Here is a 13,338-nt window from a genome sequence, read left to right on the forward strand (position 1 = left end):
ATTCGCTTTTATCCTTCTACCCTATAAGTGCAGTCATATTCATATGTGAATTATTCAAAAGGATAGGAAAATGGCAAATAGCGATCCAGTTGCAGATATTGCAACAGAAGTAGCAAGTGACCTTTTAAAAGAGCTTTTTGGGCCAATGGTTAGTATGGGGCACCCTATTGCTGCAGCAGTAGTAAACGCAACAAAGTACCATATGACTTTAATTCCCGATATACATACTCATCACGGCCAATACACCCAAGCACCAAACTCAACGCTTGGTGTACTACCCGTATCAGCCGAAGAAGAGAAAAGTGTTCATAAAAATATAGTAACAGTAGGTATGAAGTCCGTCATTTCTGGAACAGGAGGTGTTGCAGAAGCTATTTTTGGTTATGAATTCCAAAAAGAAGGCGTTACTTACCAGCTTTGTTTTTATTTAAAACATGGCCATCACCTAGAGGCAGGTGCTGCACTTTGGCGTAAAGGTGAAAAAGTGCATGGTGAAGATTACAGTAAAAAGATCCACAAAGCGGCTGAATCACTCATTCATACCATTCAGAAAAATCGTCCTCAAACATCCTATTCAAAAGACGGAGAAGGAGCCTCTGTCACCGTTGATAAAATAAAAGTTTCCCACTCATCAGGAGAAATGTTCCAGTTCCTCATTGAAGAAGTTTAACGAAGCTATGTGAACGGCGCTTAACTTAAACCACAGAAATGAAAAAGGCGTTAGCAAACTCTACTCTGCTAACGCCTCACATAAATAGGGCATCATGTCTGATGAACATATTTAATTTTTATGATTACGCTTAGTTTGACAATTAATCAATGTCGCAATCAGTACAACTTTGTAGTGCGATTTCATGTTCAAAAACTGCACTCTCGCTACCATCTGCCAGTAGCTCTGCTATTTCATCCGCAACTTCTTGCTCATCTTCCGCTTCAATTTGATCAGCTAGCTCTTCTTCTGCGTAACCATAGAAATTCAGCAATAAGTAATCACGTGCTTCGTCTTTAGTACAAGTCACGTTCACTGAAAGATCTGCCTCAACCTTTCCTTGCGCAATAATAGCAGCCAGTTGTGTTAGAACATCTTCTTTCATCGCCGCTGTTAACCAACCAAGATCAGTGCTTACTGTGGTTTTTTTACAGTTAAAACAAGGTAGTTGGTGAAAGTAATATTGAAAATCAGTCATAGGTAATTTCTTCTTTTAGTGTTGTATAGCAAGATTATGCGCGTTTTCTCGCAAAATACTATCTTAATAGGCACTGAATACTGGATTACCGCCGATGATTCGATTCGGGGCACAAACTGAGATCATGCTGAACACACATCTAAACCAAGGTAATCATTGAAGAGGCTGTCGCAGAAACGAACCGAGTCGGTAAAATAAGGGCTAGCTAACTAGCCCTTTAGTCATTAATGATTTGCTAAGTAATCTTCTACCTGAGCACGGTAATCCGCTTTAAGTGTATCGCTAATAAAACTACCGTTGATCGCATTAATGGTGAATAGTGCCAGCTCTTGCTTGCTCATCGGATGGGCATGACTGACCGCTAAGAAGTTATCTGTCATGTAACCACCAAAGTAAGCAGGATCGTCAGAGTTAATGGTCACCGCTACGCCTTTACGAAGTAGTTCAGCGATATTGTGTTGTTCCATTTCATCAAATACGCGCAGTTTAATGTTAGAAAGCGGGCACACTGTTAACGGCATTTTGCTGTCTATTAACGCCTCGAGTAACAGCTCATCTTCTACACAACGTACACCGTGATCGACACGGCTAACACTCAGCATTTCGACTGCATCGACAATGTTTTGTGCTGGGCCTTCTTCACCAGCATGTGCCACCGTCAGTAAACCGGCCTCTTTAGCTTGTTGGAACACGCGTTTGAACTTAGCTGGCGGATGCCCTTGCTCTGAAGAGTCCAACCCTACCCCAATAATTTTATCTTGATGATTCAAAATCGATTGTAAGGTTTCTATCGCGCTTTCCTCTGAAAGATGGCGCAAGAAACACGCAATAATTTGCGAGGTAATGCTTAGCTGCTCGTGACCGTCCTGCATCGCACGGTGAATACCATTGATAACAGTGTCGAAAGGAATACCACGATCTGTGTGCGTTTGTGGATCAAAGAAGATTTCAGTATGGATAACGTTATCGGCTTTAGACTTTTCTAAATATGCCCAAGTCAGATCGTAAAAGTCTTGCTCGGTACGTAACGCGTTAGCACCTTGATAGTAAATATCTAAAAAAGACTGTAAATCTTCAAACTCGTAAGCTTTGCGAAGGGCTTGTGGGGATTGATATGGAATATCGATGTCATTACGTTTAGCTAATTCAAACAGTAATTCTGGCTCTAGTGAACCTTCGATATGTAAATGCAGCTCTACTTTTGGAAGACCCTGAATAAATGCGTTCATATTCTCATCCATCTTTTCTTATGATTATTGTGGATACAATTACTCTAAGAATAGGCACAGATTTGAAAAAAATGAACGCCATTACAAAGAGTAAGATCCACCGTGATCTCAACTCTTCGTAATCAGCACTTTGAGGGCGCTGGTAGAGACCCCCAAACCATATCATTGGGGTTATACGAAGCAAACGTCAAGGATTATACGCCAAAAGTGATGCTTGGCTAGGGCTTATGGATCTTCTGTGATTTAAAGCGTGTTATTTGAATATGTGCTTTTGATGCCGATTAATGGATTAGAAAAGCGCGCCTTTGGTCGCTTCATACATATAGATAGTGAAATATTTTCGTAGAAAAACGGGATGATCGCGCATCATGAAAGATGCCCTCTTTCATCACAATGTAATTTAATCTACTGTATTTAAAGTTATTTATTATAAAAACATCGCCTTATGAATCAATTTGATAAAAACAAAATAATTACCCTCGATATTCAAGACCCACAACAAATCAAAGCAGCGCTTATTCAATACCAAACGCTCCTCAATACTGACCAAGCTTTTAATAATCAACAGTTTGATGTGGAGTTCAAACATCACAACTCTAATGAACAGCGCCGCTTACAACCTAGTGATGCGGGGCAGAACCTTAGGCTATTAAAGTCCGCGCTAGATAAAGGTCAAGAAGGTGGTTCTCACTACTACGACCATGAGATCACCGACACCACTGAAACCTATATCTCAGAGGTGATCGTATTTGCTGCCGCACTCCAATACCCTGAAATTAAAGACACTATTGTCGATACAGCTAAAGCCATTGTTGCTTATACTCGCCGCATGAACGATACCAGTGAAATGTGGATTGATGACATGCGTGTATTTGGTGTCGAAGCGCTATATATGCTGGCATGCACTGACCTGCAATACACTTACCTTCTGGGACAGTTTTTCATCCCCTATTGGGACGATGAACATGCTACCCAATATGAAAGCTATCTTGCTTCATTATTAACAAAGCACGGCTGGCATCCCGCACTGATTAAAGCCTTTATTTGGTGTGACAACCCTACTTTTCGAACTGGGATGTTCAAGGATGATCCCTATAGCGATGCCGTCACTTATCAGCCTTTAGGTGAGTACTTAAAAGAAAACCCAGATCAATACGACAGCTTTAAGCTGATGGTAATTGAACGTTTTCAGGCCAAGCCTGTATTGTTGTGTCGCATAGATACCACTGAAGAAGAGGATGAAGATTTTAGCCACTACCACCCCGTGCTGTGGCTATACCAAAGCCTCTTCTCACACTCTGATTTTTACGACGAAGATGAAACACTAGATACCTTCATGCAGCAAGCTTTCATGACCAGTACGCTGGAAGATGAAGCTTACGATCTAGAAGCCCATATTCGAAGCCAAGTAACAGATACCTTGGTGATAGCCTCTGAGAATGCGTTAAAAGAACGTGCAGAATACCTCGCCTATCTCGCCCGTGACGAGCGTCAATACGAGCTAAACTTTGGCACCCAGGTACTCAAACCGCTCATTCTCGCCATGCCGCAAGGTGAACAACTTTGGTGTTATATCGAAAACGGCGAAGACCGCAGTGCATTAGATGCCTTAGAAGAAGTTGAGCTAATTCCGCTCGCCAAAGCACATGCACCTGAGATGTCGGCTCAAATTGAAGATCACTTGTGCAGCTTTGAATATAACAACCAAGGCGTTACCGAAGAATTAAATAGTATTCTAGATTTAGTCCGTGGGGATCTACTAACAGATCACTTTGGTGAAGAGTCGACCATTGAACATGAAAATGGCTTGATCACGACCTTAACTGTCACCGCAGACAACGATAAAGGTCGACTGGAAGCACGTCGCCAACAATACCTGCGTGTCATCGATGTCTTTTATCACGCGCTAGGTAAACGTGAACTTCGCAAATACATGATGGAATCACTCACAGAAGGTGATGAAGACGCCTTACTGTCACGCCAAGACTACTACCGTCGCTATAGCCAACTGCCAGCACCCGAAACAACTCCATCAGATGCTGACAATGAACCTCTCGAACCTGCGCTATCGCGTGATGTGCAGTCTATCTTCTGCAGCTTCACCGATAACGATGAGATGCTGTACAGCAAGCATTTTAAGCATGTCAATAAGGTACTGCGTACCTCTCGCGACCTCTGTAATCCAACGCACTGGCCTGAACCTCACATGGGCTTTATGGCGTTGGCAAGTTACCAGCTTCACCGCGATTTCAATGAAAAGCTAGGCGATAATGTTACCGAGGCACTCTTTCACTACTTAAACGAACACAATGTTTGGGAAATGGCCGCCTCGCACATAGTAAAAGAAGCCTTCATTCAAGGAGCCTACTACTGCCCTGAAGATAGAGGGCTAAATGAAGCGGATGTTGCTCGCATCAAAGCCTATTTTATGGCTGACAAACCAACTGAGAGCCAAGAAAGTCTATTGGCATTGCTTGAACCGCAATTATTCCGCGATGATTGCTGCCGCCGCAGTCATATCTACCTGAATAAATACAGCGAATACCAATCAGGTTACAAGTTATTCCAAGACCACGACGAAGACTTCCAGCGCTTTACCTTGATTGCATTCTGGCTACGTCAGCTGCCACTGCCCTTACGTGCACAAGCCGATCGTCTATGGCAATTTATCATTACCCTCGCCCCTGTTCGTGCCGCACGAAATATCTTGCGCGCCTACTCAGATGATTCGTGGGATATTGAGTTTGAGAACATACTTGATGACATCAACATCCAAGAACAGCTCGAAAAAGCAGGGATTAATCAGGGAATACTCAGCGCCTATGAAATGGATCGTCAGTTCCATGATACCAAGCGTTATCAACATTGGATCGATGTGTATAGCGAAATAACCAGTACTGAAACCAGCATGTTTGGCAGCATAGATCGTAAAAAGGCCGAAGCCATGCGTGATGGTTTACAATACATCAACGAACACACCAAGATTGAATTCTTACATCATGCATCGCTTAAGTACCCTGAGATCCCACTCGATCTCAACCACGACTTCAAACGTGCGCTCAATATCATGGTGCAGCTGAATATTCAGTCTTGGGAACAAGCGTTAGCCTACGAGTTGGATAAAAGCTGCTTATTCGTTGGTGACGGTGATAAGACACCAGCGAAACTGCGCCTCCCTATCATCGCTGATGAAGATACGGTTCACGACCAGCCTTGCCATATGGATGGCATGAGTTGGATGGCGATCACCGTGGTGCAAAAACGCCGTAACGAACAAGGCGACGATCATCATGTCATTTTGATGGCTGACCATGAAGTTCCCCTTGAGGCCTACCATGAGTCGCTACCTCGCGGGCCATTACTGATTTTCGCAGAAGATGTCGATAGCCAAGCACTACTTACCCGCATTGCTGAACTGCAGAATACCAAGGCGAGAATCGAACATATCGTCATTCAAACCTTGGAATACCTCGAAGGAAAAACCGATTTCGACAGCATAACGTCACTTTATGCAGCGCAGTTGTCAGGCGAATACTTCAGTCCTAACGCTGAGGAATACACCATGTACGGTTTGAACCAGTTTATTTGGACCATGGACCCAGTGCGCCGTGATCGTTTCGCCAAGTTACTGCTCAACCATAACTACCGTGGCTTTAAAATTATTGAAGGAAACTATGAAAAACCATGGTTACACCATCAGCTCAGCCAAGGGGATATTGACTTTGACATCTACCTTGAACGTGTTCGTGAATATGACAACGAAGCAACAGAAACAGGGATGCATTTCTTACTCAATTGGCTAGTAGCGCTGGAAGTAAACCCAGCCCACATTACGCTATTTTGTATTAAGCATTCTGACTTCGAAGCGTGTTGTGAATTTATTCACACTCATGCACGCGGTGATTTAAGTCGAAGTAACTCAAATCTGGCAAGCTTCAAAAAAACCTTGGCCTATTTACATGCAGGTCGGCGCGCACAACTGCCTGAGATTTTAAGCCAAGCAAGTGATGCGGCTATCTTGATGGAACCGCTCACTAAAGATCGCTCTCGCGCAGTAAAAGAAGCCGTGGCAAATTACTGCCCAGCATAATGTAATCGCTTCATTTAAAACGCCCTTGGCTTACTCAAAGCCAAGGGCGTTTTTTATTTCTTCACAGCTTCTGAAAGATCAAGACGAGACGACTTTATGAATCACAACCTCACCTACTCTTTACTCAGCCTCACCCTAATCCCATTGATATTAAAACTGCCCGCTTCGCCAAGGCCGCGCCCATCATCATCACCATTGGTTAACACATTGTAGTTGGATTCAAAAACATCACCTAAACGGTTATACCCTAGCTCGGGATACCACCAGCTTAAATCAGCCACCACCACATTTAGTGCAAGAGCAGAGTCTAACTTCAACTGCTGATAGATCGCTTGGCCACGCTCAGCTTCTATTCGTACACTGTCACCCTCAATAAGCCCAAATGAAGCAGCTGTTTCAGGATGAAGCCGCACTAATGGATTAGGGTGGGCACCACGCAGCGCGGCTATTTGACGACCATGCGAGAACATATAATGTTTGGATTTGGCCGTAGTCAGTAGCAAAGGATAGCGTGAATTTTTAACCGTTTGCATAGGCTTAAACGTAGGCAATGGAGCCGCACCTAACTGCACTAATGCCTTGCTATACAGCTCCACCTTACCACTAGGCGTTGGAAAGCCATGGTGTAAATATTTACGATACTGCTTAACAGGTGGTGTGGGCGCCAAGCGTTGTTTTGCTTTTAATGCGGTGAAATCCACACCACTTGGCTGCAAGAATAGGTTCCAATACGCTTCATCTTGAAAGTGCTTGAATGGGTCTGGCTCTAACAGCCTGTCATGCTTGGTTTCGAAGACACCCAAGGCCTCACCGATAGCTGCAATAATCTGATGATCAGGTTTCGCATCACCCACTTGCCCTAACTTAGGCTGATAACGAATCGCGCCATCATTACCTTGTGTTAAACCCTCGTATTCCATAAAACTTGCTGCGGGAAAAATAATATCTGCCATCATCGCCGTCGGCGTCATAAATAACTCTGACACGGCTAAAAAGTCTAATGCTTTAAGCGCCTGATGCACTTTACGGGTATCTGGCCAGCTTAATAATGGATTCGCACCAACCACAAAGCCTGCCTTCACTGGATTTTGTTCGTCATGCAAAATGGCATCAGTGATCCCTTGATTCGTCGCTCTGAAATACTCAGGGATAACTGGCGTGCCTGCACTTTGATCTCGCTCGACTTGTGACAAGGCATTGACTTCTTGATCATCGTAAGGCCAGCGACCCGTTATCAAAGAAGCCTCTTGATTATGAAATTGCCCACCAGGGACATCGATATTACCTGTAATCGCCATCAACATAGCAATCACTCGATTCACTTGAAAACTGTCACTGTTATGATCGAGCGCATTACCACTTACGATTACTGCAGGTTTCGCTTGCGCATAGGTTCGTGCTGCAGCCTGAATTTGACTTATCCCTAATTGTGCATCTTGTGCCAAACGCTCTAATGAATAACAACTAAGCTGCTGCTGAAGCCATTCAAAACCGACACACCAATTGGCGACAAAGTCATGATCATAAAGATCCTCTTCAATAATCACTTTAAGCATCGCCAGCCCTAAAGACAGATCGGCTCCTGGTGCAACACGCAACCACAGATCGGCTTGCTGGGCATGCTTCGTTTTTTGTGGATCAATGCAGATTGAGCTAGCACCCGCTTTGAGGGCCCGTTTTAAGGTTTTGACCTCACTAAAACGCGTGTGATACTTGTTAACGCCCCAAAACATGATGCACTGCGTTTGCTCATTGATATCATGGCTTGGGCTATAACCTAAGGTATATTCACGACCCAGTTTTGTTGGAGCCCAGCAGACGGTTTCAGGGCCGACGATATTGGCTGTATTCATGCCATTGGCAAGCCGTAATAACTGGGTGTTGATAAAATCTTTCGAATGCCCATAAGCCAGAAAAACACTGTTATCGCCCCACTGTTGCTGAGTCTGCGCTAAACGCTCAGCCGTATAGTCAATAGCCTCTTGCCAACTCACCGCTTGCCAATGCCCATCTCCTCGTTGACCAATTCGCATCAATGGCTGTGTTAGGCGATCGGGGTGATTCATGATTGCTAATGCGTTTCGTCCTTTACGGCATAACTGACCTTGTGACACGGGATCATCAATATCCCCCATAATTTTCTGACTGCCATCAAAAGACTCAATAACTTTTAACTGGCAACCGCCACCACAAAGCGCACAGCTGGTCATTGTGACTTTCTTATCTTGCTGCTGATTTAGCGCGAGAGGCGCCGCTGCAAATAAATTCAACATGGTCGCCCCCGATCAGTTTGTAATGTCTTTAGGCACACTGTAGCCCTGTGCAGGTTCGTACTTAATAAGCGTACGTCCCATGCCGACGAGCAACAGAGAGATAATAGGTGTAAGCCACACATACACGGCATAAGGCGCATAGACTAATGGGCTAACCCCTAACGTCGCCGTCATAAATGCCCCTGCGGTTGTCCACGGCAATAACATACCTGATGTCATTGACCCTTCACTCAGCAAACGACTAAGCATTTCAGGCTTAAAACCACGTTGTGCATATACCTCTTTGTAAAGGGACCCATTAAGGATCATCGATAGGTAGACTTCGCTGGTTGTAACGTTACCCAGTACACAGGTGCACAACGTGGTAAACACCAAACTGACGTTACTTTTAAGCTTGGGAAGGATCTTCTCAAGCATCACAGTAAGAAAATGCGCCTTCTCAAGTAAGCCGCCCATACAAAGCGCAATAAACGCCAACGAGAAAGTCCACATCATGCTTTGGATGCCACCACGGACCAGCAAGGTATCAGCCAGTTCATGACCCGTAGTGTGAGTAAAGCCATAATTAAGCGCCGCAAAAATGTCGTGTAAACTGTTGCTTTGAACCAAGGCTGCAACCACACCACCAGAGACAATGCCGCAGAATAATGCAACCTGAGAAGGTATTTTGGCGAAGGTCATCGCCAAGGTGATCACAATAGGTGCTAACACCAACGGATTCATATCAAAGGTTTGGCTGAGGACATGTTGTAGCTCAACAATATGTTCAGTCCCACCCGTTTCTGACCCCGCATAATACGCGCCCATAAAGTAATAAGCGGCAGCAGATAATACCAACACGATGCGGTTAACTTTACTGACTGCTTTTAAGTGATCACTCACTGTAGTGCCTGCTGTCGCCGACGATAAAATCGTGACATCAGAAAGTGGCGATAAATTAACACCAAACACACCGCCTGAAATGATCATCCCCGCAATCACAGGTAACGGCACACCTAAGCTGATCCCCATGCCGATGAGCGCGACACCTATGGTAGAAGCTGCGCCCCAGTTGGTACCCGTGGCATAGGTGATGCCACAACAGACTAAAAAGCCAGCAGGTAAAAAGAGTGCGGGCGAAACAATATCTAGCCCATAATAGATCAAGGCAGGAATTGTACCCGCCAAAATCCAGACACCGATGATCATGCCGATAAGCAAAAAGGCAAACATAGCGCCCGTGGCATTTTTTAAGCTATTGCCCATGATCTCAATTTGCTGATCGAGGTTATAACCACAACGCCAGCAAAGTAACATGGTGAGAACCACGGCAATAATCAGCAAAATATGGACATCAAGATGAAAAACCATGATGCCAATAATCAAAGATATAGTGATGAATGAAAGTAGAAACACGGCTTCGCCAAAAGATGGCAGGCGAATACCTTCTCTTTTATCGATAAGTGATGAACGGTTTTCCACGGTCACTTCCTCTGAAGAAAAGTTGAAAGAGCAATTCTAAAGAGGAGGCAGACAATAACTGTGATTTAAACTATTGTTTTTGAAGACTTTATATTGGATGATTTATTTTGTTATACAAATCACTGAATACCGATAACCAAATAAATCAATTAACAATACCACATCAAAACAATCGCAATTATTTAATACAATAACAACCTAGCTCTATCTATTCTGTTTATTTGCCTCTATTCAATCACAATGGTTTATTGTGAAATTTATAAAACCCAATAAAAAAACACCGTCACTTTATTAGAGACGGTGTTTTTATTCTATTCGCTTATCTAATCAATTAGTTCGCTTGAGGCTGTTCATCATCCTCTAAACCATCTGCATAGCCTTTCGGTGGTGGCGTCCAACCGCGCTCTGATCGACTGTGCTTATCACTGCGATCAATTTTCATTTCTTCCGCCATGACTTCTTCCAGGCGAATGAACAAGTCTCGGTAGTTATTATCGAAACGTTCACCTTCTGAATCATCTTCCCACACAGCATACAGCTTGTCTGACTTACGCTCTTCAACCCGCTTATAAGTCGTCTTTTGTTGCTCTACGAAGAATGGATGCATACCGAGCGATTTCATCGCATGACCACCGATTTCTAACGCAGAATGATAGGTTTCTGATTCAATAATATCAGCACCTGCCTGGCGTAACAGGTAGCCATGACCACGGTCGAAAGATCGGGTAATAATCTTCACATCTGGGTAGGTATGTTTAACGTATTTGACCAATTCAACGCTGTGTTCATGATCATCAATAGCAACCACCAAGGCAGCGGCATGTTCAATACCAGCGGTATGCAGTAAATCAGGGCGAGTGGCATCACCATAATAGGCTTGAGTCCCAATCTGGCGCACCATATCCACCTGATTAGCTTGGTGATCAAGCACCACAGTTTTGACTCCGTTAGAAACCAATAGGCGATTAACAATCTGACCAAAACGCCCGATGCCAGCAATGATCACAGTGCCTTGATCATCGATCACATCCGTTTCGCGATCATTCGATGTTTTTTCAAACCGCGGCAAGATCACCTTATCAAACACGATAAATAGCCCTGGCGTTAAGAACATCGATAGTGCAACCACCAGCGATAAAGTCTGCGCGACCTCCGCTGGAATAACATGGTTTTGCAGCGAGAAGCTCAGTAATACAAAGCCAAATTCACCCGCTTGCGCCAAGCTTAACGTGAACAGCCAACGGTCGCTGCCTTTGATCTTAAAGATCAACGCCAAGCAATAAAGCACGGCGGCTTTTATCAGCATCACACCGAGCGTGAGAGCAATGATCAAACCAAAATCATTAAACAATACGCTGAAATTAATTCCCGCCCCAACCGTAATAAAGAACAAACCAAGCAATAAGCCTTTAAAAGGGTCGATGTTGGATTCCAATTCATGCCGAAATTCACTGTTAGCAAGTACTACCCCCGCAAGGAAAGTCCCTAGCGCTGGCGATAACCCCACCAAACTCATTAGCGCAGCAATACCTATCACTAACATCAAAGCTGTGGCGGTAAAGATCTCACGCAGACCAGAACTGGCCACAAAGCGAAACAGTGGCCGGCTCAGATAGTGGCCACCAATCACGACCACGATAATAGACCCAGTGATCACTAAGCCATACGCCCAACCAGGTAAACCTGCGACTAAGCTGAGCTCTTCATGATGCTCTGCCGCTGCCCCAATAGCTGATTGCGCCTGAGCAACTAAATCAGGTAAGGCAAGTAGCGGAATAAACGCCAGCATAGGAATAACGGCTATATCTTGGAACAAGAGCACAGAGAAAGCATTCTTGCCGCCTTCGGTTTTGGTTAAGCCTTTTTCATTAAAGGTTTGCAGTACGATAGCGGTAGAAGAAAGCGCGAAAATAAGGCCGATAGTTAAGGCGATAGTCCAAGGCAGATCAAAGTACAAGGCGAGCCCAAACACAACGGCTGTGGTTCCTCCCACCTGCAGGCCACCGAGCCCCATTAGGCGATTACGCATTGCCCACAACATTTTGGGTTCAAGCTCTAGCCCGACCAAGAACAACATCATCACCACACCAAACTCAGCAAAATGCTGAATAGTCGTGGTTTCTTCACCGACTAGCCCTATGATAGGCCCAATCACAACCCCTGCAATCAAGTACCCAAGCACAGATCCTAACCCCAGTCGTTTCGCAATGGGCACTGCGATAACAGCGGCAGCTAGATAAATGAAGGCTTGTAGAAAAATACTGGTCATTTCACCGCCTCCATTACGCGGGGATCGTCATTTAAATAATGATTAAGCTTCTCGAGCTGCGATGCACGTTCACGATCGACATCACCAGCAACCAACAACTGCAACAAGTCACGCCAATCAGCAAGATGCTCATCAATACGATTTTCTTCTAAAGCAGTACGCGAACCAAACAAGGCAAAAGGCGGAAGATAATGCATCCCTGTTAAGCTGGCCATTTGTTCTAATGGGTACAAAAGTTGACGAATCGTAAAATGGTTATAGCCTTCGGCACGGTATGCTTCTACTTTTGCCCCCGCTGTAAGCGAGCAGAAAAACGTCTTGCCTACTAACGCATCGCCCCCCGTTCCATAAGCAAAAGTGTATTCCAACACTAAGTCTTGCCACTCTTTCAAAATGGCCGGCGTTGAATACCAATAGAGCGGAAACTGAAAGATGATTACGTCATGATCGCGTAAGCGCTTCTGCTCTCTATCGATGTTGATATTGAACGTAGGGTACTCAGCATACAAATCGACAGTTGTTACGCCATCTATCTTCTTCGCTACGTCGAAAAGGGGAAGATTAACCTCAGAGCGATGCTGAGAAGGATGCGCAAAAAGCACCAATACCTTTTGGGTCATAATATCCCTTATTATGTTGCAGAAATATCTATCAAAAAACTTAGTCTAAGCCTAAACATTGAGTTCTATCTTTATCAATGATTTTAACCAGCAAGAACGATCCATTACTTAGTTAAATAGTCATCATATACCTTAACTGATAACTATAGGACTTAATAAAAAAGACACAGAGTGTTAAGGCTGGTGGCGGCACAAATAAAAAAGCCTCA

The 13,338-nt window shown here is 44.3% G+C and carries 8 protein-coding genes and 1 riboswitch; of the genes, 2 read left to right on the forward strand and 6 right to left on the reverse strand.

The genetic code is table 11. From position 1 onward, the window contains the following. Positions 1–70: 70 nt before the first annotated feature. The gene (locus L4C35_RS06930; RefSeq protein WP_428462194.1) at positions 71–670 is read left to right on the forward strand and encodes a hypothetical protein; all 600 of its coding nucleotides are present in this window, start codon (positions 71–73) and stop codon (positions 668–670) included. Between the two features lie 142 nt (positions 671–812). On the opposite strand, the gene L4C35_RS06935 is transcribed toward L4C35_RS06930, so the two are convergent. Continuing rightward, entirely contained in the window at positions 813–1,187 is a 375-nt protein-coding gene (locus L4C35_RS06935; RefSeq protein WP_428462195.1) for a hypothetical protein, read from the reverse strand. Positions 1,188–1,411: 224 nt separating this feature from the next. Continuing rightward, a complete protein-coding gene (locus tag L4C35_RS06940) occupies positions 1,412–2,416 on the reverse strand; it encodes an adenosine deaminase (RefSeq protein WP_428462196.1) in 1,005 nt (334 codons plus the stop codon). 99 nt (positions 2,417–2,515) lie between these two features. Further along, positions 2,516–2,615: riboswitch (purine riboswitch) on the reverse strand. A 246-nt stretch (positions 2,616–2,861) separates the two neighbouring features. On the opposite strand from L4C35_RS06940, the gene L4C35_RS06945 reads away from it, so the two are divergent. Then, a complete protein-coding gene (locus L4C35_RS06945; protein WP_428462197.1) occupies positions 2,862–6,506 on the forward strand; it encodes a hypothetical protein in 3,645 nt (1,214 codons plus the stop codon). 113 nt (positions 6,507–6,619) lie between these two features. On the opposite strand, the gene L4C35_RS06950 is transcribed toward L4C35_RS06945, so the two are convergent. The 4 genes from L4C35_RS06950 to L4C35_RS06965 all read right to left on the reverse strand — a co-directional run bounded on the left by L4C35_RS06950 (position 6,620) and on the right by L4C35_RS06965 (position 13,132). Continuing rightward, entirely contained in the window at positions 6,620–8,779 is a 2,160-nt protein-coding gene (locus tag L4C35_RS06950; protein ID WP_428462198.1) for a molybdopterin-containing oxidoreductase family protein, read from the reverse strand. A gap of 12 nt (positions 8,780–8,791) precedes the next feature. Continuing rightward, positions 8,792–10,240 carry a Na+/H+ antiporter NhaC family protein gene (locus L4C35_RS06955; protein ID WP_428462199.1) on the reverse strand — a complete coding sequence of 483 codons (1,449 nt, stop codon included), beginning with the start codon at positions 10,238–10,240 and terminating at the stop codon, positions 8,792–8,794. Between the two features lie 331 nt (positions 10,241–10,571). After that, positions 10,572–12,509: a monovalent cation:proton antiporter-2 (CPA2) family protein gene (locus L4C35_RS06960; protein WP_428462200.1), complete on the reverse strand. Its 1,938-nt coding sequence runs from the start codon at positions 12,507–12,509 to the stop codon at positions 10,572–10,574. Continuing rightward, positions 12,506–13,132 (reverse strand): NAD(P)H-dependent oxidoreductase, encoded by a 627-nt coding sequence (locus tag L4C35_RS06965; RefSeq protein WP_428462342.1) that lies wholly within the window; start codon positions 13,130–13,132, stop codon positions 12,506–12,508. The genes L4C35_RS06960 and L4C35_RS06965 overlap by 4 nt, the downstream gene beginning before the upstream one ends. Positions 13,133–13,338 lie beyond the last annotated feature (206 nt).

The organism is Photobacterium kagoshimensis (assembly GCF_050337045.1).
GTDB lineage: Bacteria > Pseudomonadota > Gammaproteobacteria > Enterobacterales > Vibrionaceae > Photobacterium > Photobacterium kagoshimensis.